The sequence below is a fragment of the Acidobacteriota bacterium genome (assembly GCA_035471785.1).
Lineage (GTDB): Bacteria > Acidobacteriota > UBA6911 > RPQK01 > DATIPO01 > JANQFM01.
The window spans coordinates 149,151-172,918 of record DATIPQ010000005.1 but is presented as its reverse complement, the minus strand read 5'-3'; the positions used below and the strand labels follow the sequence as shown (position 1 = coordinate 172,918).

Below are 23,768 nucleotides of genomic sequence, written 5' to 3'. Positions count from 1 at the left end.
ATTAGTCCGCTCTCAGAGCGCGTAATGGGTCGGCTCGGGTGGCGCGCAGGGCGGGGATTAGGGCCGCCGCCAGGGAGCAGAGAAGGATAAGCAAGGCGATGAAGACGAAGGTGGCGGGGTCGGTGGGCGTCACCTGGTAGAGCAGCGTTTGCAGGTAGCGGGTCAAGAGCAGGGCGGCGGCCAAGCCCATCACAAGCCCCCCCAGGGTCATGGAGAGCGAGCGGCGCAGGACGCCGGCCAGGATGGAGGAGGAGGTCGCTCCCAAGGCGCGGCGGATGCCGATCTCGCGGCGTCCGCGGCGGACGCTGAAGCTGAGCACCGCGTAAAGCCCCAGCAAGGCCAGTCCTAGCGCCGCCGCCGAGAATCCAGCCACCAGTTGGAGGGCGAAGCGGCGCACGGCCGTCGAGGCAGCGTAAAGCTCGCTCATGTCCGCGCTGGCGTAGATGGTCTGAGCCGGGTTGATAGCCCAGATGGCGCGCTGGACGCTGGGTAGCAGCGCGGCTTCGCTGAGACCCGTCTCGCTCTCCCGTCCCCGCACCACGTAGGTCACGGCGTAGGAGGGGAAGCGGTGGATGGGCAGGTAGAACTCGGCGCGGGCCGGCGCGTCCAGCGACGTCTGCCGCGCATCGGCCACGATACCCACGACTTGCATGGTAAATCCCTGGCCGTAACCCACGTCGAGGCGCTGGCCCAGCGCTTCTCCGTCCCCGAAGTGGCGGCGGGTCATCGTTTCGTTAATGAGCGCCGGGATGTCTCCCTCGCTGTCCCGGTAGGAGAAGAGGCGTCCTTTGAGCAGCCGGATGCCCATGGTCTCGAAGTAGCCCGGTGAGGCCGCCGTCATGAGGGCCGTGGGGGCGTCGCCGAGTTCCTCGGGCGGACTCCCGGCCTTGGCCACGCCGGGATCGATGAAATGAGGAACCAGGCGTCCCTGACTGAGAGGCAGGGAGGAAACCAGGCCCGCCGCTTCCACCTGGGGCAAGGCCTGAAAGGCCTCGATGCTCTGGCGGTAGTAGGCGACGCGCTTGGCCGTCGTGTCGTAGCGGTCGGTGGGAAAGATCTGCAGGGCCGTAATGCGCTCGATTCCGAATCCTGGATCGAGCTGGATCAGTGCGCTGAAGCTGCGCAGCAGCAGTCCGGCGCTCACCAGAAGGACGCAGGCCAGGGCCACCTGGGCGGTGACCAGTAGAGCGCGTCCGCGCAGGCGTGCGGCGGACTCGGTGGCGGTTCCGCCGGCTTCCTGCAGGGCTTCGCGGAAGTCCACCCGGGAGGCGCGCAGGGCCGGCCAGGCGCCGAAGAGCAAAGCCGCCAGAAGCGTCAGTCCCAGGCCGAAGAGCAGCACCGAGGGACGGATAGCGGCTTGATCGAGGCGGGGGACGTCCGAGGGGGTGACGGCGATCAAGGCCCCCAGCATCCAGCGGGCCATGAGGCAGCCCAGCAATCCCCCGCTGATCGCCAGCAGCAGGCTTTCCAGCGAAAGCTGGTGCAGAATGCGGCTGCGTCCGGCCCCCAGCACGCCGCGCAGAGCCAGCGTGCGGCGGCGGGAATGGTGACGCACCAGCATCAGTCCGGCGATGTTGGAACAGGCGATGAGCAGCACGCATCCCACCGCGGCCAGCAGCAGCCACAGCAGGGGACGGCTGGGCCCCAGCAGGTGATCGCTGATCGGCTCCAGGCGAATTCCCACGTCGGTGTTGGAGCGGGGATACTGCTCGGCCAGCCGGGCTGCGATGGCGTCCATTTCGGATTGGGCCTGGGAAAGGCTGACGTCCTGGCGCAGGCGTCCGACGGCCCCCAGGTAGGTGGATCTGCGCATGCGCAAGTCGGCTTCTTTTTCCGGACGCACCATCCACACCCCCCACTCACGTCCCAGCACCCGCGGCTGAAAGTCGGCGGGCAAAACTCCCACCACCTGGTAAGACTCTCCATCAAAGCGCAGCGCGGAGCCTACGATCGAGGGGTCAGCGGCGAAAGCCCCCTTCCAGACGGCTTCGGCCAGGATGACGACCTGGGGCGCCCCTTCCCGATAGTCGTCGGACTGGAAGAGCCGTCCCGCCAGGGGCCGTGTAGAGAGCACCTGGAAAAACCCTTCGCTGACCTGGGCCGCCGAAAAGGACTGGGGAAACTCGCCGTCCAGGTAATCGACGCCGTAGGGCTCGATGGCAGCCAAATGCTGGAAGGAGGTGGCCATGCGCCGCCAGTCCACGAAGTTGGCGGGGGAGACGAACTCCTTGGGCTCGCCCTGTTTGGACTGGTCCTGCCACAGCGTCACCACCCGTTCGGCCTGGCTGAAGGGCAGCGGTTGCAGCAAGACGGCCTCGACGGCGCTGAAGATGGCGGTGTTGGCGCCCAGTCCCAGGGCCAGCGTGAGCAGGGCCACGACGCTGAATCCCGGGCTGCGCAGCAGGCTGCGCAGGGCGAAGCGGAGATCTTGCATCCAGGAGTCCATGATGTTTCCTCGTTGTCTGGGAGCGGCCAGTCCGAAGCCGCGCCGGTTGACGTTCTCGACGGCGAACAGCTCCTGGAATTCGAGCCCCGTGGCGCGCAGCAGCTTGCGCCGGGTGTCGCCTTCGGGATAGCGGTGGCGGCCCTTGACCAGGTTGGACAAGTGCCCCCGGCTGATCCCCATGCGAAGCGCCCAGGCGTTCTGGCTGATGCGGCTCTTTTCCAGCACCTGCGCCAATTTTCGATGCCTAAGTCTGACTCTCATGGACGTCCGCCCAAGAGTATATCCCGCCTTCAGACCGAAAACTCAAGTGGCGTCTCGATTAAGTGTTTCGAGGTGTTCACTGCCAGCCCTCCATAGCCTTGGCGAAGGAGGGCCGCAAGGATGCGCCTCCCACCCGGCGGGGGACGACCTGCTGCTCCATAGTCTTTGGCGGCTGGGACTGACGAGAGGCAATGGTCAGGTACTTCTCAGCCGCCATGCTCTTGACAAATTTGCTAGCCTGTCCTTAAATTGCCAGACCCGTGGAACAGGGGTCCAGGATGGCCGTCGAGAGTCTGGAATGAAGCTCATTTTCCACATCGCGATTCACGAAATCAAAGTCCTGTATAGGAACTTTTTCTTGCTTGGCTCCGTGTTAGCCATATTGATTACGGCTCTCCCTGCGGCTCTGGTTTTAATTGAGATTCAAGAGGAAGAACGGGGGCGTTTTCTACATGATCGCCTTGCGCTGACCGACCAAGTGAGCCGACTTCCCGGCTTGGCCCGCTTTCCCTTGGTGGTTTCGGTTCCGCCTCCGCCGCTTTCTTTCCTCAATCGAGGAATAACGGACCAAGTCAGTCTTCAGGTCTCCTTCTCGCGCTTGGACCCGCCCCGGATGCAGCCTCGAAGAGAAGACGGATCGTGGCTCGGCTACTTTTTCCCGCCCTTCGATATGGCCACCCTATGCGCCATCTTCTTCAGTCTGGTTCCTTTCCTATTCGCCTATGGATGCTTCTCGCGAGAGAAAGAGAGCGGGACCTTGAAGATCGTCATGTCGAACTCATTGCCAATGTGGAAACTTATTGCCGGGAAGCTGGCTGGTTTGTCGATCGCCCTCGCCGCGCCACTGGCAACCATGCTCCTCGTCAGTCTGGGAGTCCTCCTCTCGTCGCCCGCTATCCGAAGTGCCATGCAGACCTCGGACTGGGTCGGATTCTGGTTTTTCTTCGCCGCTGTTGCTGCTTATGGCCTCATTCACCTGCAGATCGCGATGTTGGCTTCGCTCGTGACGCACAAACCCGCCAATACTCTGTTTGTCTTGCTGACCTTCTGGATGGCGAGCATGGTTCTTGTACCAAGTCTCGGCCTGGAAGCAGCCGGTTGGGCCGCGCCGTCCCCGCCAAACGGCGTGCTCGCCCAGAATGAACGTCTGCTGCACGCCGACCTGTTGCTCGAATACAGTGCCCTCATCAAGCAAGCCACTGGAGCCACTTTTGTTTTCAGGCGCCAAGACGTTGAAAAGCCCGGGCGCCGGTACTTTCTCTTCCGTCACGACAATTGGCAATTCCATCTAACCCGCGAAGGCGAATTCTGGCTTGATCGGGCTGACGCTGCTCTTCAAGGCAGAATGAAATCGGGCCTTCCCGACATGTTGAAACGCCAAAATCGCATTGTGAACGAACTGCGCAGCCTTTATCAGGACCGAAGGCAGCGCATGATTGAGCAAATTCGCTTCACGCGGGCCGCGGCATTGCTCTCGCCGAGTGCCCTGCTCTCGACCGTCACCGCTGAAGGAATCGGTTCAGGCGCCGGCGCAGTCAGTGGATTCCACGCCTGGCTGCAAGAGACTGCCTATCGCTTTTATACTCGTCTCACCGAGTCCCCTTATTTCTTGTCAGACAAGTTCTTTCTGCGCCTGGGAGAAGAAGAGAGAATCGAACCTTCGCTGATTCCGAATCTGGAACTTTTCGACCGGGCTCGTACAGGCCTGGGGCCAGACCGCGTAGCTTTGACCCTGGGCATCGGCTACCTGGCTTTTCTGATGCTTCTGCTCTTTTTCGCCACCTTTGTTTTGGGTTCAAGGTATGATCCGAGGTAGTGTCGATGATCTTCAAAACAATGATGCTTCACGAGATCAGCCGCAACATGAGGCTGGCGCGATACTGGATTCTTAGCAGCTTGGCCTTGTCGCTCTTCACACTTTCCTCGCTTCACTTCACAGGCCATTACCACCGGCAAGGGTCTGAGCATGACCGCATGATGAGCGATCTCCGCCAGAGCTTCAGCGAGATGCGCTTACCTACCGAAATCCGTGTTATAGCCATGGAGGTCGTCAAGGGTGTCGACAGCGTGGAGGTCATCAACTTCGGGGAAGAGAGGCTAATCCCGGCCAAAGTGCACTTCAATCTGGTGGAAGACGAGACTCGGGAACAGTTCATCGTGGAGAAGAATCTGCTCTCGCCCTACCCCAGGCATATCGACTGGATCTTCGTCGTTACCTATTGTCTTTCCCTGGCCGCCATATTGCATGGATACGACTTGGTTTCCGGAGAGCTGGTCCAGGGAACTCTTAAACTGGTGTTGGTCAACCCTCTCAGCCGAGCCAGCTGGCTGGCTGCCAAGCTGCTGGGCACGCTGTCGGCATTGTGCCTGCCCGTGCTGCTCGGAACATGCATCGGTGTTCTGATACTGATCGCCGCCGCGGTGCCAGTCGGCTTGGATGAGTTGCTTTTGTACTTAACCGCCCTGCTTAGTTGTGCCTTGCTGCTAACTGCGCTGTTGGTGTCGGCGGCCGCCCTCTCCGCTCTTTCCCGGTCGAATTCGGTTTCCCTAATCCTTGGCATGCTTCTCTGGTTCACCCTGGTCTTGATTTTGCCGGGGCTCTCGCGCAGCGCCGCCACGCTGGCCTACACCCCTAAGCAAAGGACGACTGTGGAGGACAAAGTACGAGAGGCTCATCAGCGGAGCATGAACTTCAGCAACTCGCCTGACGCGGGCACTATGGAGCGCTCTCTGGATCAATTCCGCCAGGAACGCAGGACGATTAAGCGGGAACATCTGCAAACCGTTCTCAAGCAAGTAGGGTTGGCCCGACTGATCGGCATCGCCTCTCCGCTCAATCTCTACCGGCGGTCTGTCGAGGCTATTTCCGACGGGGGGCTGGAGCGCCACGACAGGTTCTTGCGACAGATTCGGAGCTACATGCAGCGACTCTGGGAACGGAGCAAGAATATGAATCTAACCGGGGGGCAAGTGCAAGGGGAGGTTTTCCAGGAGTCCCGCCCCTCTTCGGGAGCCCGTATCGCATCCTGCCTACCTTTCCTCTTTGGCCTGCTTCTGCTCTCGCTGCTGGGCTACTTCGCCTGTTTTGTCGTGCTGGCACGCCTGCAACTGACGTAGGAAGGATCAGGAGACTTGAGCAAGCCACAGCTAAGAGCCGAAAGCCTGAGCAAACGCTACGCGCCCGAAGCACCATTGGCCTTGGACCGACTCACTCTAAGCGTTCAGGATCATGAGATTTACTGCCTGCTAGGCGCGAACGGCGCTGGGAAGACCACCTGCATTAACCTCTTCTTGGGCTTCCTCAGGCCTACCTCGGGCAAAGCCTTGCTGGCCGGCATCGATGTCCACGCCGACCCCCTGGAAGCCAAGAAGCATGTTGCCTACGTACCCGAGAACGTTATGCTCTACGGTGGATTTGACGCCGTTCAGAATCTGCGCTACTTCGCCCAACTCGCCCGCCAGCCGCTTGACCGCCAGCAGTGCCGCAGCATTCTGCGCAAAGTCGGGATCCAGGATGAGGCACTTCGACGCAACGTACATTCTTTCAGCAAGGGAATGCGGCAAAAACTGGGCATCGCTGTGGCATTAGTGAAACAAGCCCCCGTTATTCTCCTGGACGAACCGACGAGCGGCCTAGACCCCAAGGCGGCAATGGAGTTCCTGGAAATCCTCAGGAGGCTTAGGGAGGAAGGAAAAGCGATCTTGATGAGCACACATGACATCTTCAGGGTCAAGGCGGTGGCTAGCCGGGTGGGCATAATGAAGGATGGCCGCTTGCTCAGTGAACTTGACGGGAGTGAACTGGAGACCGTCGATCTGCAAGAAATCTATCTCGATTATATGGGCCAGGGGAGAGCCGCAATCTCATGAGACATTCCAGCAGGCTCACGGGGGCGGTCATATGGTTTTTCTCGGTATGCAATCTCTCGATTTGCTTGAGTCTCGGAGTGCAACCCCAGGAAGCTTTTCAAGAGCAGCAGAAGCTCCTCGACCTGCGCTCCGCTCAGTTTGCGCTGATCCAGGCCAAGACCGAGTTCGACCGCCAGAGGCAGCTCTACGATGAGGGAATCATCTCGGAGTCCCAGTTGACGCGCGCCGAGGCTTCTGTTCGCCAAGCCCAGATTGCCTACCAGCGAGTTTTCCTGGGACTTTTTTCCGAGTTGCCCGACCTGACGGTGGTCTCAGCCGTCAAATCGAGAACCAAAGGAGGCGGCTCGCGGGTCGCATTGACCGTGAGAAACACTTCCGGGGCCAATCTGGATTACCGTCAGTTGGGAATCGTCGAGGAGGAAGTCCCGATTCCCGATCAGCTCGAACTGAGGCAACTCAAGAACCTCTTCGCCTCTCTGGAGGACCAGGAGGGCTCGATCGTCTCCAAGCCTTACGAGCACTTCCTGCCCGAGTTGGCTGTTGGAGAAGACCACGTCTTTGATTTCTCTTTGTTGAAGGACGTCGACGAGGTTCTCGTTTCCCTGAAGTACTCGGGCAAAGTGGAAGAGTACAAAGTGGTGCTCGAAAAGGACGCGTCAGCGAATGTCGTGGACATCCGCTCCCGACAGTTCTCTCAGGAGGCCAACCTGGGTACGCAGGCCGTTTACGATCTCAACCTGGAGCGCTTCACCGATGTCGGCAGCACCTTTCGAATAAGCGTGGTCAACCTGCCCTCGCAATTCGACCGCCAGTTCCTTTCCTCCGCCGAATCAACGACCCGCCTCCGCCAGATACGGTTCGCCCAAGGTGAAACCACCAAAGCCCTGGCGCTTCGCATCTCCCTACCGGAGATAGTAGATCCTGAGAAGGTGCCGGTGGACCAGTCCATCCCCTTCTGGGTCGTTCTTCAAACCCAAGACCAAGCCGCCGCCCTTGACGGTGAGCGGCGTTACCAGCCGGGTGAAGTCTGGTCAATGGGGGTGGGCGCCATCCAACTTGAGATCACTCCCAAGGGAGTCGGGAAGCTGGAGGTGCGGGCCTCGAATCTCTATCGTGAGATTCAAGTCGGAGAGGCTCTGGATTTGTCAGTTCAGGTGCGCAATTCGGGAACGCGCAGGCTGGAAAACATTCGGCTAAACGTCGAGACACCGCCCGATTGGATCGTAGAGAGTAGTCCAGAACTGCTCCCGCAGTTGGAGGTGGGCCGGCAGCAGCAGGTGCGGCTTCGTTTCCTTCCGCCGTCGCCCGGCTCGGTGGGAGACTACAACATCAGAATCGAAACCCTGGCTTTCGCGGACAACAAAGCCGTCGAGAGCGAGGACAAGGTTCTGCGAATTCGGATGCAGGCCCCGGTGGAAATGTGGAAGACCGCCTCCATTGTAGGGCTCTTATTGGCGGTGGTTGCCGTCTTAGTCGCCTCCGGCATCAAGATCGCTAAGCGCTGACCGGCGATTTCGAAAACAATCACAGGCGATTCGCCCGAATCATTGGCTGGACTCGGGAAGGGACTCCCAGATCAAGGCTCCGACAAAGTCCTCTTCGAAACTGATCCTGCTCCAGAGGGCGTCCGAAAGCGAGAGAGCAAATTTCACTTCTCCATCGCCCGATATGCCGATCACCATGGGATCTTGGGGCAGATCCAGAATCTGCCTGAGGCGTCCTTCTGGGTCGAATAACACGAGCCCACTAAACTCGATATCCTCCTTCAAAGCTAAGAAGCCGGCGAGATCGCTCTGTGTTCCGTCAACCACCAGGGCGGCGGACACCTTTTCAGGCGGCCAGGATGCCAGGTTGGCCTCCCATTGGCGCACCGTGCCCAGACAGGAAACACAGTGGTACCTGGGCGAAAAGAGCAGGATGACATTAAGGGGAGCATCCGCCAGTTGAGCAAGAGGACGCAGATCGCCGTGGGGATCCTGAACGACGACCTGCGAAAGCACTGAGGCGGCTGCACTTGGGGGCCCCATCCGACGGTCGCCATTCAAGGCGTAGACCGAAAAGAGTGCCAATGCAACGCAGCCGAGCGCCCCCAAGCCCCAGAACAGGGCCTCGCGTCTACTCATTTCCGTCCCCCTCAAGCCTGCCGATCACCAGGGCCAGTTCGTCACCGGTGTTGTCGAGGAAAGTCATGAACCCTTCGTAGTTGGCGCCCAAAAAGTAATAGGGCCAGGATATCGGCTGAAAGGCCTGCTCACCATCAAGTGTGTAGATATGCAGCCTCCTTTCCAAATCTGGATTGAGGATCTGCGTCACCACATAGCGGTTCTGTATCACTGAGAGCATATGGACTGCCGAGTGAGTGGGGGTTTGGCCCCTCATTCGCGCCTCCCATTCTTCTGGGCTGAGTCGCTCCGGAGGGTCCACCACTGTCGGATCGGGTATGAGGCGAAAATCGCCGAGATAAGAGAGATCCGACGCATACTTGCGAATTTGATAGGGCACCTTTGCACCAATATAGATATTTCCCTGGCTGTCGGCATCGGCGTAGGAGTGGGGGACGAAAGCCGACAAATGTTCCTGCCCGGGTGGCAGCAAAGGCCGGCGGCGGCTGTAAAAGGTCTCGATGCTACCCGCTTCGCCAAGACGGACCCAGTGGGGTCCCTGAAGAGTCGAACTGCACACGAGAAGCTGACCTTCAGGCGTCTCCGCAACTGAATATGAATACTGAGGCTTCTCTATGACCCTGTCGAATTCTCCGTCCTCGTGATAAACGAGCGTCCCCGAATTGTCGGCTACGAAGATCCTACGCTTCTTTTCGCTGTAGTGAAGGCTGTAACCGGCTTCAATGACACGCTCACCACTCTGAGCGTGGCCAAAGCGCCGGATGAACGTCCCGTCATCGTCAAATTGCCAAATGGTGTTCGTTCTCCATTCGAGGAGGTAAAGCGAGTCAGGTGAAGAGGTGAAGGCGGAGACTCTTCTCAGGGGCGGCCTGCCCGAGGGCAACTGGAGAGCAATGCGATTTCTCGTCGAAATATGGGGAACGGCCAGTTGACTTTCCGGCGGCGCTGTCGTCAGGTAAACAGGCTCCAGGTCATCCGCTGTGACCGGAGGCAGTGCGCCGACCTCGCTTTCGTTAGGTGAGGCTGAGCGACAGGTCAAGAGCAGAAGCAGGAGTCCCGTTCCCAAAAGAGCTAAGCTTCGCTTGAGCACTTTATCTCTCGAATGGGACGACGATCACTCAGGCGTTACGACGTAGCAATCATAGGCCGGAGGCTGGCAGGTAAAGCGGCATCCAATCTCGTCGCACTTAAAGACCTTTTTCTCATCCGCGCCTAGCGGTACGTCATCAGCCTGCACGGGCATAGGGATCGCTGCAGATGCCAAAAACATCGGAACCATCAGCGCCAGTGCGAGCAGTAAAAGAATCGCAATCACCGCAATTCGCTCTCTCATAGGTTTTCCTCCTTCACAGGTTCTCTACCCAGAAGTCTATCGGAGATGACCCTAGCATAAGAGTTTTAGATTGGTCAATTAAAAGAATTAACCGCAAAAAATTTTAGTCATTTGAAAACTGGCTTGTGCAGCGCCTCCTCACACCAGCTCGGGGTCGGAGATGATTTCTACCAGGGAGGGGGCGTTGTGGGTGAGGGCCTTTTGGACGGCGTCTTCCAGTTGGGACTTGTCGTCGACGCGCAGGCCCAGGGCGCCGCAGCTTTGGGCGAAGTCGGCGAAGCCGGGGTTGTGCAGAGAGGTCTGCCAGACGTCCCAGTTGCCCGAGCGCTGCTCCTTGGAGATCTTGCCCAGCTCCGAGTTGTTGAGCAGCACGTGGGTGATGTTCATGCCGTACTTTACGGCGGTGGTCAGCTCGGCCAGGTACTGGCCCAGACCTCCGTCGCCCGAGATGGAGACGACTTTGCGTCCGGCCAATCGGGGATCGTCTTCCTGGGTGGCGGCCCAAGCGCCCAGGGCGGCCGGCAGGGCGAAGCCGATCGAGCCCAGGTAGCCCGACATGAGGACGGCCTGTTGGGCGCACTCGAAGTAGCGTCCGAAGGAGTAGGTGTTGTTGCCCACATCGACGGCGATGATGGCGTCCTGGGGAAGCAGATCGGTGAGGGCGGCGAAGATGGAGGCCGAGTTGAGTCCCCGGCCCCGGTCGTCCCGCAGGCGGCTCTTCTTTTCGGCGCGCCAGATCTCCCAGCGCTCGGCGATCTCGCCGCGCTGACCGGTGGCGGCGCAGCCTTGAGCGATCTGTTCGCGCAGCAGTTTGCAGGTGACGCCGATCTCGCCCCAGACGGGCACGTCCACGGCGTGAAACTTGCCCAACGCCATGGGATCGTAGTCGACCTGAATGATGGGCTTCTTGGGCGTGATCCCGGTGTGGTTTGAGAAGCTGGCCCCGAAGACCAGCAGCAGGTCGGACTCGTTCATGAACCAGCTTGCGATGGGCGTCCCGCTGCGTCCCAGCACGCCGCATCCCAGCGGGTGGCTGTCGGCGATCAGTCCCTTGCCTTTGAAGGTGGTGATGACGGGACAGTTGAGTTGCTCGGCCAGTTGCACGATGCCGTCCATGCGGAAACGGGCCCCGTGTCCCACGATGATGACGGGACGCTGGGCCTGGCGCAGGCGCTTGGCGGCCTCTTGCAGCGCGTCCTGGGGAGGGGCGATGGCGCGCGAGGGGACGCGTCCCTGGGGGCCGCCTGGCTGGGCCTCTTCTGAGACTTCGAGGTTCTGCACCTCGTCGGGGAAGATCAGATGGGAGACGCCGCGGTTGAGGATGGCGCTCTTGAAGGCCAGATTGACCAGTTCGGCGTGCTTGCTGGAATGCAGCACCGGCTGGGCCCATTGGGCGACCTTTCCGTAAGCGGCCTGCAGGTCGACTTCCTGGAAGGCTCCCGGGCCCAGCACCTGAGTATCCACCTGTCCGGTGAGGGCGATGGCGGGGGCGCGGTCGACGTTGGCGTCCCACAGTCCGGTGAGCAGGTTGGTGGCGCCGGGGCCGGCGATGGAGAGGCAGGCGGCCGGGCGGCCGGTGAGCTTGCCGTAGGCCGAGCAGGCGAAGGCGGCGGCGCCCTCGTGACGGATTCCGTAGTAGGTCAGCGCGCCCTTTTCTTCCTGGATGCGGATGGCGTCGGCCAGTCCCAGGTTGGAGTGGCCTACCATGCCGAAGACGGCCTTGAGTCCCCAGTTGACCATGGTTTCGGCCATCAGGTCCGAGACGGTGCGCTGGTGGGGCTGGTCCTGGGGGAATCCTACATAGATGCCGTCCTCGCGCTCGTCGACCTGGAAGGTGGCGACGCCGTCGTCGTAGCCTCCGGGAGGTTTGCCGGTGGTGGGGTGGAAGTCCCATCCGTGCCAGGGGCAGCGCAGCAATCCGTTTTCGATGCTGCCTTCGCCCAGCGGCCCGCCCTGGTGGGGACATTTGTTGTCGAGGGCGGCGTATTGGCCTTCAAAGCGGGTCATGCAGACGGTGAGATGCCGGCAGGTCACCGGCTTCACGCGTCCCTCGGGCAGTTCGTCCTTCTCCAACACCTTATGCCACGTCATCTTGGCGGTCATCTTTCTCTCCTTGAGAACGATCCCATCAGTCTCTCACCCCTGCGTAGCGGATGCCGGTGAGGTCGGACATCTCGCGCTTGAAGGTGACCAGGTCGTGAGGGCAGAAGTCGGCCAGGCGGCGGTGTCCGCAAGCCCGGGCCAGGACTTTCATGAGCTCGGTGGAGGCCTCCAAGAAACGGGCCAGGCGGCGGGCCGATTCCTGGACGATGAGGCGGGCTCTGAGGTTTTCCTTCTGGGTGGCGATGCCCACGGGGCAGTTGTTGGTGTGGCAGGCGCGCATGCCCAGGCATCCGATGGCCTGGATGGCGGCGTTGGCCACGGCCACTCCGTCGGCCCCCAGAGCCATGGCCTTGGCGAAGTCGGCCGGAGTGCGCAGTCCGCCGGTGGCGATAAGGGTGACGTGGGAGCATCCGCGCCGGTCGAGGTGCCGGCGGGCCCGCGCCAGGGCCGGAATGGTGGGCACCGAGATGTTGTCGCGGAAGATGAGCGGAGCGGCACCGGTGCCGCCTCCCCGCCCGTCCAAGATGACGTAGTCGACGCCGATCTCCAGGGCGGCGTCGAGGTCGTCCTCGATATGCTGAGCCGACAGCTTGAAGCCCACCGGAATGCCGCCCGTCCGCTCACGCACCTGGGCGGCGAAATCCTTGTAGTAGTGCAGGTCGTCCCAGTCCGGGAAGCGGGCCGGCGACACGGCGGGCTGGCCCTCCTGCAGAGAACGCACCTGGGCGATTTTGCCTTTTACCTTCTCCCCGGGAAGGTGGCCGCCGGTGCCGGTCTTGGCGCCCTGGCCGCCCTTGAAATGAAAGGACTGAACCCGTTCCACCTTGTCCCAGGAGAAGCCGAAGCGCGCCGAAGCCAGTTCGTAGAAGTAGCGGCTGTTGGCCTCTTGCTCATCGGACAGCATTCCGCCTTCGCCCGAGCAGATGCCGGTGCCGGCCATCTCGGCTCCCATGGCCAGAGACACCTTGGCCTCCTCGGAAAGAGCCCCGAAGCTCATGTCGGAGACGAAGAGCGGGATATCCAGCTCAAGGGGCTTGTCAGCCCCAGGACCGATGACCAGGCCGCTCGCGACTTCCTCGTCGTCGAGCAGCGGCAGGCGCGCCAACTGGGCCGTGACGAACTGGATGTCGTCCCATCCGGGAAGCTGGCTGCGGGGAACGCCCATGGCATGGGCCGGCCCGTGATGGCCGGTCTTGGAGAGTCCGTGCTTGGCCAAGTCCTGGATGAACTTGTTGTGAGGCTCGTCCTCGGTGCCGTGAATGTCGGCGTAGGCGCCCAGGTATTCATCCCGGTTGTAGGCCTGGGGATTGTCTTTTTCCCAGGCCGCGATCTCCTCGGCGTCCACCCAAACCTGGCCGTCCTCGATCCAGGAGGAGAACTTGTGCAGCACCTCTTCGTTGTTGTAGGCGCTGACGCCGGTCGTGTAGCGGTAGTCCCACTGGTGGACGCCGCAAATCAGATCCTCGCCCTGGATGTGCCCGTCGGCCAGCAGGGCTCCCCGGTGCAGGCAGCGCCCGTAGAGCACCGACACCTCTTCGTCGTAGCGGATCACCACCAGGTCGACATTGGACACCAGCGCATAGGCCGGCTTGCGGTCCCCCAAGTCGTCCCATCTTGCGATTGACAGTCGATTCATTGCTTCCTTTTCGTGTTACCGAGGGTGCGATTATCAGATTCAATATTAGGGCGCAGTGCGGCGTCTGTCCAAAAAATTGCGCTGTGAAGGGAAGGCCATCAGACCGACCCTCCATCCGGAGGAGTCTCGCAAAGGAAAGCGATTTATGGCTTGCTGCCGATCACCGGCAGTTGGGAGCGATGAATAATGGTCACGCCCAGGGTCATTCGTTTCTCCTCCTTGGCGGCACTCCGGATTCCCATTTGCCGACTAAGGACAAGTGGTTACAGCCAAATCTTCAGGAGGTGCTCAACTGCGGTCGGGAAAGGTGGGGACGCGTACTTTCCTGACTTGGCCAGTCCGCAAAAGACCCCCATACCACGCCACCAGGCCTTCTTGACATCACAGCGGCGGGCAATCACAATGCCAACACGTTTGGCCATATTGCATGACGGCCGAATGAGAGGTTTCGGAGCGATGGGTCACAAGTCCGAAAGAAAAACGGATGCTGAAGAGGATAAGCTCGTCTCCCTCATGATTCGCTACCAGCAAGGCGAACTGCGAGCCTTCGAGGACCTGTACCGCGAATTGTCTCCGAGATTGTTCCGTTTCCTCATATACAAGGGTTTGCGGGAACCATTGGCCGAGGATCTGCTTCAGGAGTCGTTCCTGCAGATTCACCGCAGCCGCCACACCTATCAGCCTCCCCGTCCGGTAGCTCCTTGGGCTTTCGCCATCTCGCGACATCTTTTTCTCATGCATCTCAGAGCGCAGCGCCGAAAGCCCGTGACCAACCTGGATCAGGGCGATTGGGCCAGGCTTGAAGAAGAAGTGGGAAACCGGGACCTTGAGAGTTCTTTGACGTTGGAGAAAGCATTGCGGTCGGTTTCGCCTCAACGCAAGGAGTGCCTGCTGCTACACTATTACTTGGGATTTACCTTTACCGAGATCGGGGCTTTGCTCGACATCTCGGCTGGAGCTGCCAAGCTCCGATCCTACCGCGCTCTTCAGGATCTAAGGCGCATCGTGCGGGGGAGCGCTTACAGCTCATGAGCGACAACGCCCAGTTTCACGAGGAAACCTTTCGCAGAGTCTACCGGCATGTGAAGGATGATCTCGAAGAGGTCCGACCGCTGCCCGCGACCGGCGTCCGCCTGCTGCCTTCGGTGGCGTGGATGGTACTGGCCTCGACCATGATCGCGGTGCTGAGCGGTATCCGCCCCGACATGCCGAAGCTGGGTGAACTGGGTACCTGGGGCCTTTCCCTTTTCGGACTGGCGGTTGCCGGAACCGTAGCCTACTGGTCCCTGAGAGAGGCTGTTCCAGCAGCAGGGTTGCAATCACATCTGGCGCTGGCCTTGGCTGTGGCCGCTCCCCTGACCCAGATTTGCCTGGCTTCGGTCAGCCACGCCGCCAGCCCTACCTTCGCCCCCGCAGGAAACGAGGTCGGGGCGGCCATGCATTGCTTTACCCGGCTTTGCCTCCTGAGCGTCCCCATGTTGCTGTTGCTCTTCAAGATGCAGCGTGACGGTTTCCCCACCCGCCCTTACATTGCGGGACTGCTGGCGGGCGCGGCAGCGGCTCTGACCGCCGAGATGGTTTGGCGCCTGCACTGCCCCATATCGTCTCCGTTCCACACCCTGGCGGGGCACACCAGCGCCATCCTCGCGGCCCTGCTGGCAGCTCCTCTTCTGATGGCTTGGTCAAGCCGTAGAGCCCTTCGAAAATAAATTCCAATTCCTCTGTAACCATCCTCCCGCGGCGGCAAATAACTGTCCTGAGAGCCCCGTCCGGCGCGGGTCGAGGCCTGTCGACGAGGGCGCCCGCGCCGGGACGGCCGAAAGTTGCAAAAGGAAAGAAAGTGGCCAAGAAAAAGAAGACGGCAGGTCAGACCGAGATACGGCGGCTGAGCACCGAGCAACGAGAAAAATGGTTGTTTTGGGGGCCCTACCTAAGCGAACGGCAATGGGGCACGGTACGCGAAGACTACAGTCCAAACGGCACGGCCTGGGATTACTTTCCCCACGACCACGCCCGAAGCCGAGCCTACCGATGGGGTGAGGACGGCCTAGCCGGATTTAGCGACGCCGAGCAGCGCATCTGCCTTTCGCCGGCCCTCTGGAACGGCCGCGACCCCATCCTCAAAGAGCGACTCTTCGGCCTTACAAACAGCGAGGGGAACCACGGCGAAGACGTCAAGGAACTCTACTACTACCTTGATGCCAGTCCCTCCCACGCCTACCAGAAGATGCTCTATAAGTACCCTCAGGCGGCTTTCCCATACGCCCAACTGGTCGAAGTCAATCGCCAACGCGGCAAGGACGAACCCGAGTTCGAGATTCTCGATACGGGCGTCTTTGACGACGACCGCTACTTCGACGTCGTCGTCGAATACGCCAAAGCCTCCGAAGACGACATCCTGATGAAGGTTACGGTGCTCAACCGGGGACCTGAGGCGGCCGAACTGTGGGTCCTGCCTCAGGTGTGGTTTCGCAACACTTGGTCATGGGATGGCGGGCAGAAGCCCCGCCTACGGCTGGAGAGCACGGAAAGGCTCCGCCTCGATCATCCACAACTGGGCCAGTGGATCTGGGCGGCCGCCGACGCGGAGAGGCTCTTGCTGTGTGAGAACGAGACGAATACCCGCCGCCTTTACGGGTCCATCGCTTCGCCTGCCCATCCTAAGGATGCCTTCCACAGTTTTGTGGTGGATGGACGTCTGGATGTCTTGGCTGAGGCTGAGGGAAGCAAGGCTGCCGCCCTCTTTCACTTCTCCCTCGACTCAGGCGGGTCGTGCCAGGTCAAGGTGCGCTTGAGGCGCGCCGAAAAGGCCCAAGGGGATACCTGGAAAAACTTTGACGCTATTCTGAAGCGTCGCAAGAAGGAAGCCGACGACTTTTACTCCCAACTCCAAATAGGCCTCGATGACGAGGACGAGCGGTCGGTTCAGCGCCGGGCCTTTGCCGGAATGCTGTGGAGCAAGCAGTTCTTCCATTACGACGTCGATCTCTGGCTGCAAGGCGACCCTGAGCAGCCCCCCCCACCCCAGCAGCGCAAATGGGGACGCAACTACGAATGGAGGCATCTCAACAATCAAGAAATCCTTTCCATGCCCGATACCTGGGAGTATCCCTGGTACGCGGCCTGGGACCTAGCCTTCCACTGCATCCCTCTGGCACTGGTCGACGCCGAGTTCGCCAAGGACCAGTTGGTCCTGCTGACCCGGGAGTGGTATCTGCATCCCAACGGCCAGATGCCCGCTTATGAATGGGCCTTCTCCGACGTCAATCCGCCCGTGCACGCCTGGGCTGCCTGGAGGGTCTTCCAGATCGACCGCAAGAGACGGGGAAACGAGGGGGATCTGGCCTTCCTGGAAAGGGTCTTCCACAAGCTGCTGCTCAACTTCACCTGGTGGGTCAACCGCAAAGACGCCGACGGCAACAATATCTTTCAAGGCGGTTTCCTGGGGCTGGACAACATCGGGGTCTTCGACCGCAGCGCCGAACTGCCCACGGGCGGTCATCTTTCCCAGTCCGACGGCACCAGTTGGATGGCAATGTACTGCCTCAACCTGATGCGGATCGCCCTGGAACTGGCGCTGCACAACCCGGTCTACGAAGACATCGCCACCAAATTCTTCGAGCACTTCCTCTACATCGCCAAGGCTATGACCAACTTCGCGGGAAGCCAGGGCGGTCTGTGGGACGAGCAGGACGAGTTCTACTACGACATTCTCAATCTGCCCGACAACTCGCGCGTCACCCTGCGCGTGCGCTCGCTGGTGGGGTTGATCCCGCTCTTGGCGGTGGAGACGCTGGAACCCGACATGCTCGACAAACTGCCCGATTTCAGGAGGCGCCTGGAGTGGTTTTTGGAGAACCGTCCCGATATGGCCCAGTTGGTTTCCCGATGGGATGAGCCGGGACTTGGCCGGAGACGTTTGCTTTCCCTCTTGAGAGGGCATCGGATGAAAGCCCTGCTCAAACGCATGCTGGATCCCCAAGAATTCCTCTCGCCCTATGGCATTCGCTCGCTCTCGCGCGCCCACGCCGAGCGCCCCTACGTCTTCGATTGCTGCGGGCATCCGCTGTCAGTCGGTTACCAACCCGCCGAATCCACCACGGGGCTCTTCGGGGGCAATTCCAACTGGCGGGGGCCAATCTGGTTTCCCATCAACTACCTGATCATCGAGTCGCTGCAGAAATTCCACCATTATTACGGCGATCGCTTCCAGGTGGAGTGTCCGACGGGTTCGGGAAACCTCGTTTCCCTCGAACAGGTGTCCATCGAACTCTCGAAACGGCTGGGCCGGCTCTTTCTCCGCGACGAGGAGGGACGCCGTCCCGTCTTGGCCTATCACGAGAAACTGCATCGGGACCCCCATTTCCGTGACCTCCCCCTCTTTCACGAATACTTTCATGGAGACAACGGACGGGGCGTGGGCGCCTCCCATCAAACCGGCTGGACGGGTCTGGTGGCCAAGCTGCTGCAACCTCGAAAGCGGGAATCGGAAAAAAGGTAGAACGCCCGAATAAGAATCAGGTCATCGGGAAACCCTGGATCCAGAAACCTCAGATTGAAAGACAGCGGAAGGAAGCTGATCGAAGTCATGGCAAAACATCAAGATGACAGTCTGCCCGAAGTCGTGATGCCCCACTGTCCCATCATCAAGCACCTCAAGGGACAGAAGGCGCTCGTCACGGGGGCCAATTCAGGCATTGGACGCGGCATAGCCATTTCCCTCGGCCACGCCGGTGCCGACGTAGCGGTCAACTATCACGAGGGCGAGGAGGCCGCGCAGGAGGTGGTCGAGGAAATCCGACGCTGCGGCAGCGAAGCCTATAGCCACCATGCCGACGTCTCGCGGGAAGACCAGGTAGAGGAGATGTTCGCCGAGATGATGGAGCGCTTCGGCACCATCGACATCCTGGTTAACAATGCGGGACTGCAGCGGGACGCAGCCTTCCACGAGATGACGCTGGAGCAATGGAACCGGGTCATCGGAGTCAACCTGACCGGGCAGTTTCTGTGCGCCCGCGAAGCCGTGCGGGAGTTCAAGAGGCGCGGAGTGCGTCCTGAAATCTCCTGCGCGGCCGGCAAGATCATCTGCATTAGTTCAGTGCACGAGATCATCCCCTGGGCGGGACACGTCAATTACGCGGCCTCCAAAGGCGGCGTAATGCTGATGATGAAGAGCATCGCCCAGGAGGTGGCCGGACATCGCATCCGCGTCAATTCCATTTCGCCCGGCGCCATTCGGACGGCCATCAACCGCAGCGCCTGGGAAACCCCCGAGGCTGAAGCGGCCCTGCTGACGCTGATTCCATACCGACGCACGGGCGAAGTCGACGACATCGGCCGGGCGGCAGTGTGGCTGGCCTCCGACCAATCGGACTATGTAACCGGTTCCAGTTTAATTATCGACGGAGGCATGACCCTCTATCCCGGATTCGCCACCGGCGGCTAAGGACGACCCGCTTCATGCTGAAACAGTGGAAATCTCACTGGCCGCTCTACCTGATGGAAGCGGCCGGGCTGGGGCTGTTCATGCTTTCCGCCTCGGTTTTTGCGGCTTGGTTGGAGTTTCCCGAGTCGGTCCTGCGCCAGTCGCTGGAGAACGGCGAAGTGCGCCGGGCGCTGATGGGAGCGGCCATGGGCCTGACCGCGATAGCCATTATCTATTCGCCTTTGGGCAAGCGGTCAGGCGCCCACATCAATCCCGCCGTGACCATCGCCTTTTGGAGGCTGGGAAAGGTCGGGACCGCCGATGCCGTAGCCTACGTACTCTTCCAGTCGCTGGGAGGAGTGGCGGGTGTACTTTTGGCTCAGGTTCTTCTGGGAGGGTGGATCGCGGATCCGCATGTCAATTTCGTGGCCACGGTACCCGCCGGCGCGAGGGCCATGGAGGCCTTCCTTGCCGAGGTCCTCATGTCGGCCACGCTTTTCTTTTTCATTCTGATGGTCAGCAACCGCCCTCGGCTCAATCGCTACACCGGCCTGGTTGCCGGCCTGCTCGTAGGCAGCTTCATCTTTCTGGAAGCCCCTCTATCGGGAATGAGCATCAACCCCGCCCGCAGCCTGGCCTCAGCCCTTCCTTCCGGAATCTGGACGCACTTCTGGATCTACCTGCTGGCTCCTCCGCTGGGAATGCTGGGCGCCGCCGTCTTCTACCAGTGGACCATGGCCGACAGCCATCCGGTTCTGTGCGCCAGGCTCCACCACATCAACCGTTTCCGCTGCATTTTCAAGTGCGATTTTCCCAAAACCGGCAAATCCGCTTCCACGCCATCATCCATGTGAAGGAGACCCATTGGCCATGTCCAGCAAGCACTACGACATCATCATCATCGGTACGGGGGCCGGAGGCGGAACCTTGTTGCACAAGCTGGCGCCCAGCGGCAAGAGTATCCTGGTGCTGGAGCGGGGCCAGTTCCTGCCCCGCGAAAAGGCCAACTGGGACACCCGCGAGGTCTTCCACAAAGAGCGCTATCACACCGGCGAAATCTGGTTCGACGCCGAAGGACGCGGACTGCGTCCCGGGACCGGCTACTGGGTAGGCGGCAACACAAAAGTTTATGGCGCGGCTCTGCTGCGCCTGCGCCGGGAAGACTTCGGGGAGGTCACTCACCGGGACGGCCTGTCTCCGGCTTGGCCGCTCAGCTATCTGGACTTCGAGCCTTATTACTGCCAGGCCGAGAAGCTCTACCACGTCCACGGACGGCGCGGCGATGATCCAACCGAGCCCGACATGAGTTCCGACTTCCCCTTGCCGCCGGTCAGCCACGAACCGCGCATCCAAGAGCTGCACGACAAGCTGCGCTCCAATGGATTCAGCCCCTTTCACGTGCCGCTGGGGATCCGCCTGAACGAAGAGAATCCGCGCAAGAGCGCCTGCATCCGCTGCGACACTTGCGACGGATTCCCTTGCCTGGTGGACGCAAAAGCCGACTCCGACCTGACCTGCGTCCGCCCCGCGCTTTCTCATTCCAACGTCACTTTGCTCACCGGCGCCAAGGTAAAACGCCTCTTGACCGACCCCAAGGGACGGTCGGTCAGCCAGGTGGAAGCAACGATTGAAGGCAGACTTGAGCGCTTCAAGGCCGGACTGGTGGTGGTTTCCTGCGGAGCCATCAATTCGGCGGCGCTGCTGTTGGCCTCGGCCAACGACCGCCATCCGGCGGGACTGGCGAACGGGTCGGACTGGGTGGGACGCGGATTCATGAAGCACAACAACGCCGCCATGGTGGGATTAAGCCGGCGGCGCAACGACACGGTGTTTCAGAAGACCCTGGCCATCAACGATTTCTACTGGGGCGAGAAGAACTATGCCTTTCCCATGGGGCATGTCCAATTGCTGGGCAAGGTAAACAAAGACATGATGGCGCTGGACGCGCCCTCGCTGGCCCCGGGAATCGCCCTGGACGAGATCGCCCACCACAGCGTCGACTGGTGGCTGACTGGCGAGGACCTCCCGGACCCCGACAATCGCGTAAGGCTGAACCACGGCAAGATCGTCCTCCACTACCGGAGCAATAACGACGAGTCCTTTGACCGTCTGCTGAACCGTTGGACCGAAACCGTCAAGGCGGTCGACTGCGGCGACCGCATCCTGCCCTGCTCGCTGTATATGCGCAAGAAGATCCCCCTTCAGGCGGTGGCTCATCAGTGCGGAACGATCCGCTTCGGCAACGACCCCAAGACTTCGGTCCTCAACACCGACTGCAGGACACACGAAGTGGACAATCTCTACGTGGTCGACGGCAGTTTTTTCCCCTCCTCGGGGGCCGTCAATCCATCCCTGACCATTATGGCCAACGCACTGCGGGTAGGCGAACACCTGTTGGAGCGGCTGGGTTGACTGGAGGATCGGCATGCATCTGCTCGCGCGCTTCAGCTTCTTCATTTTGACGGTCCTGCTGGCGGGACCGGCGATCGGCGGTCCTGCTCAAGGATCCGGACGGCCATGGGCTTCGACTGGTGGTAAGCGACAGCAATTGAATGGTCCGGCCGCGGTGCGGAATGGACTGTAGAGGGAGATATGATGAACCGATGGAACAACGAATGGCTGGAAGCTGATGGTCTGGGCGGCTTTGCCTCCGGCACCGTGGGAACCGAGCGCAGACGCCGCTACCACGCCTTGCTGCAGGTGGCGCGCCGTCCGCCCACTGAACGAATGGTTCTGGTCAACGGCTTCGAGGCTTGGCTGGAAACGCCCGACGGAAGGAGCGAATTGACCAGCCAGCGCTATGCGCCCGACGTTGTGGCCCCCGACGTGCGTGGACGAATCGCCGACTTTCACTTTCGTCCCTGGCCCTGCTGGATCTACCGCCTCGACGGCGACGGTCGCCTTCAGTTCGAGCTCTTTGCACCTCACGGAAAGGCTGCCTTGGCGCTGATTTGGCGCATGCTTTACCCTTACGAGGCGCGGCTCTGCCTGAGACCGTTCCTGAGCGGACGCGACTACCATTCCACTCATCATGAAAACCCCCACTTCCGAATGCAGCCGGAGGAAAGCGAGGGGCGCCTCACCTGGAAGCCTTACCCTGGGGTCCCCTCCATTGCTCTCCTTCACAATGGTCGCTATCATCACGACCCGGTTTGGTACCGTCGGTTCCGCTACGCCGAGGAAACGGAGCGCGGGTTGGACGACATTGAAGACCTGGCAGCGCCTGGAGTTTTGAGTTGGCCGTTAAAACAGGGGAAACAAGCACAGCTCCTGCTCACGGCGGACGTCCCGGGTGGATTGGCCGATTCCACCGAGCCCTGCGAGAGGCTGGTGGCCGACTTGCAGAGGAGCGAGCGGCGCAGGCGAGCCGTCTTCCCAAGCAAACTCCATCAATCGGCTGACAACTACATCGTGCGTCGTGGCGAGGGACGCACCGTCATAGCCGGCTATCCCTGGTTCACCGATTGGGGGCGTGACAGCTTTATCGCCCTGCGCGGACTCGCACTCAGCACAGGCCGTTACGAGGTTGCCAAAGACATTCTTTTAGAGTGGTCGGGGCAGGTCAAAGACGGACTGCTGCCCAACTTCTTCCCAGATGCCGATCAGGAGCCGGAATACAACTCAGTCGATGCGCCTCTCTGGTATGCCGTGGCGGTCCACGAGTGCCTGCGCCATTGCCGCCTGACGTCTGAAGAGGAAACACGGTTGCAGGAGGCCGTCAGTTCCATCATCGAGGGCATGGCCCGGGGCACCCGCCATGGCATTGGGCGCGATGACGACGGCCTCTTGGCCTGTGGAGAGCCGGGCGTTCAACTGACCTGGATGGACGCTAAGGTGGGCGATTGGGTGGTGACCCCGCGGATAGGCAAACCCGTGGAAGTACAGGCGCTCTGGATCAACGCCCTGCAGATCGCGGCCCCTTGGAACCCCCGCTGCGAAGCGCGTGCCAGACAGGCGATTGAGAGCTTCAGGGAACGCTTCTGGTCGTCGCGGGACGGCTACCTCTACGACGTGGTGGACGTCAATCACCGCTCCGGAGACAACGACAACACCTTGCGACCCAATCAGATCCTGGCTGTGGGCGGCTTGCCTTTCCCGCTCTTTCAGGGCCCGCGGGCCGCCGAAGTCGTGGAAGCGGTGGAACGCAGCCTGCTAACGCCAATGGGACTGCGTTCCCTCGACCCAGGCCACCAGGATTACCGGGCCCACTACGGCGGCAGTGTCTGGTCTCGCGACAGCGCCTACCATCAAGGCACCGTCTGGCCTTGGCTGATGGGCCCCTTTGTCGAAGCCTGGCTGCGCGTCCATGGCGATTCCAGCAAATCGCGGCTGGAAGCCAGGGAGCGATTCCTTCAGCCTCTGCTTGATCACCTGGATCAGGCTGGCCTGGGACACGTTTCGGAAATAGCCGACGGCGATGCACCTTTCGCCCCCAGAGGGTGCCCGTTCCAGGCTTGGTCGCTGGGCGAGATCCTGCGGCTCAAAGAGCGCGTACTGGCCGAAAGGGACGCTTGATCCGCAACTCGCGCCGTCACAAAACATGGTACGGCGCTCGCACCTAGGGCGGGGCG

18 protein-coding genes are annotated in these 23,768 nt (G+C 60.9%); 11 read left to right on the top strand and 7 right to left on the bottom strand.

Translation table 11 applies throughout. The annotated features are described in order from the left end of the window. Position 1: 1 nt before the first annotated feature. Together VLU25_01040 and VLU25_01035 are read right to left on the bottom strand one after the other, a co-directional pair. A complete protein-coding gene (locus VLU25_01040) occupies positions 2–2,707 on the bottom strand; it encodes an ADOP family duplicated permease (GenBank protein ID HSR66501.1) in 2,706 nt (901 codons plus the stop codon). Between the two features lie 76 nt (positions 2,708–2,783). Next, the gene (locus VLU25_01035; GenBank protein HSR66500.1) at positions 2,784–2,924 is read right to left on the bottom strand and encodes a hypothetical protein; all 141 of its coding nucleotides are present in this window, start codon (positions 2,922–2,924) and stop codon (positions 2,784–2,786) included. Positions 2,925–3,005: 81 nt separating this feature from the next. Between VLU25_01035 and VLU25_01030 the strand changes: the two genes are divergently transcribed. The 4 genes from VLU25_01030 (at position 3,006) to VLU25_01015 (ending at position 8,082) form a co-directional block, all read left to right on the top strand. Then, positions 3,006–4,523: an ABC transporter permease subunit gene (locus VLU25_01030; protein HSR66499.1), complete on the top strand. Its 1,518-nt coding sequence runs from the start codon at positions 3,006–3,008 to the stop codon at positions 4,521–4,523. Between the two features lie 5 nt (positions 4,524–4,528). Beyond that, positions 4,529–5,824, top strand: coding sequence for an ABC transporter permease (locus tag VLU25_01025; GenBank protein ID HSR66498.1), 1,296 nt, complete (start codon positions 4,529–4,531; stop codon positions 5,822–5,824). Positions 5,825–5,839: 15 nt separating this feature from the next. Next, a complete protein-coding gene (locus VLU25_01020) occupies positions 5,840–6,577 on the top strand; it encodes an ABC transporter ATP-binding protein (GenBank protein HSR66497.1) in 738 nt (245 codons plus the stop codon). A 77-nt stretch (positions 6,578–6,654) separates the two neighbouring features. After that, a complete protein-coding gene (locus VLU25_01015) occupies positions 6,655–8,082 on the top strand; it encodes an NEW3 domain-containing protein (protein HSR66496.1) in 1,428 nt (475 codons plus the stop codon). Positions 8,083–8,121: 39 nt separating this feature from the next. Here VLU25_01015 and VLU25_01010 read toward each other — a convergent pair whose 3' ends face one another. The 5 genes from VLU25_01010 to VLU25_00990 all read right to left on the bottom strand — a co-directional run bounded on the left by VLU25_01010 (position 8,122) and on the right by VLU25_00990 (position 13,772). Continuing rightward, positions 8,122–8,700, bottom strand: coding sequence for a hypothetical protein (locus VLU25_01010; GenBank protein ID HSR66495.1), 579 nt, complete (start codon positions 8,698–8,700; stop codon positions 8,122–8,124). Next, positions 8,693–9,790 carry a hypothetical protein gene (locus VLU25_01005; protein HSR66494.1) on the bottom strand — a complete coding sequence of 366 codons (1,098 nt, stop codon included), beginning with the start codon at positions 9,788–9,790 and terminating at the stop codon, positions 8,693–8,695. The genes VLU25_01010 and VLU25_01005 overlap by 8 nt, the downstream gene beginning before the upstream one ends. A gap of 24 nt (positions 9,791–9,814) precedes the next feature. Further along, complete coding sequence (locus VLU25_01000; protein HSR66493.1) at positions 9,815–10,033, bottom strand: hypothetical protein; 219 nt, start codon at positions 10,031–10,033, stop codon at positions 9,815–9,817. A 138-nt stretch (positions 10,034–10,171) separates the two neighbouring features. Beyond that, positions 10,172–12,136, bottom strand: a complete 1,965-nt coding sequence (locus VLU25_00995) for a thiamine pyrophosphate-dependent enzyme (GenBank protein HSR66492.1) — start codon at positions 12,134–12,136, stop codon at positions 10,172–10,174. A 25-nt stretch (positions 12,137–12,161) separates the two neighbouring features. After that, positions 12,162–13,772, bottom strand: a complete 1,611-nt coding sequence (locus tag VLU25_00990; protein ID HSR66491.1) for a glutamate synthase-related protein — start codon at positions 13,770–13,772, stop codon at positions 12,162–12,164. Between the two features lie 513 nt (positions 13,773–14,285). Between VLU25_00990 and VLU25_00985 the strand changes: the two genes are divergently transcribed. The 7 genes from VLU25_00985 to VLU25_00955 all read left to right on the top strand — a co-directional run bounded on the left by VLU25_00985 (position 14,286) and on the right by VLU25_00955 (position 23,712). Then, complete coding sequence (locus tag VLU25_00985) at positions 14,286–14,804, top strand: RNA polymerase sigma factor (protein HSR66490.1); 519 nt, start codon at positions 14,286–14,288, stop codon at positions 14,802–14,804. Further along, the gene (locus VLU25_00980; GenBank protein ID HSR66489.1) at positions 14,801–15,481 is read left to right on the top strand and encodes an NrsF family protein; all 681 of its coding nucleotides are present in this window, start codon (positions 14,801–14,803) and stop codon (positions 15,479–15,481) included. Before VLU25_00985 ends, VLU25_00980 begins: the two co-directional genes overlap by 4 nt. Before the next feature lie 131 nt (positions 15,482–15,612). Next, on the top strand, positions 15,613–18,273 hold the full coding sequence (locus tag VLU25_00975) for a glucosidase (GenBank protein ID HSR66488.1): 2,661 nt from the start codon (positions 15,613–15,615) through the stop codon (positions 18,271–18,273). A 126-nt stretch (positions 18,274–18,399) separates the two neighbouring features. Then, positions 18,400–19,218, top strand: a complete 819-nt coding sequence (locus VLU25_00970; protein HSR66487.1) for an SDR family oxidoreductase — start codon at positions 18,400–18,402, stop codon at positions 19,216–19,218. A 14-nt stretch (positions 19,219–19,232) separates the two neighbouring features. Then, positions 19,233–20,051: an aquaporin gene (locus tag VLU25_00965; protein ID HSR66486.1), complete on the top strand. Its 819-nt coding sequence runs from the start codon at positions 19,233–19,235 to the stop codon at positions 20,049–20,051. Between the two features lie 16 nt (positions 20,052–20,067). Next, positions 20,068–21,609 carry a GMC family oxidoreductase gene (locus VLU25_00960; GenBank protein HSR66485.1) on the top strand — a complete coding sequence of 514 codons (1,542 nt, stop codon included), beginning with the start codon at positions 20,068–20,070 and terminating at the stop codon, positions 21,607–21,609. 180 nt (positions 21,610–21,789) lie between these two features. Next, a complete protein-coding gene (locus tag VLU25_00955) occupies positions 21,790–23,712 on the top strand; it encodes an amylo-alpha-1,6-glucosidase (protein HSR66484.1) in 1,923 nt (640 codons plus the stop codon). Positions 23,713–23,768 lie beyond the last annotated feature (56 nt).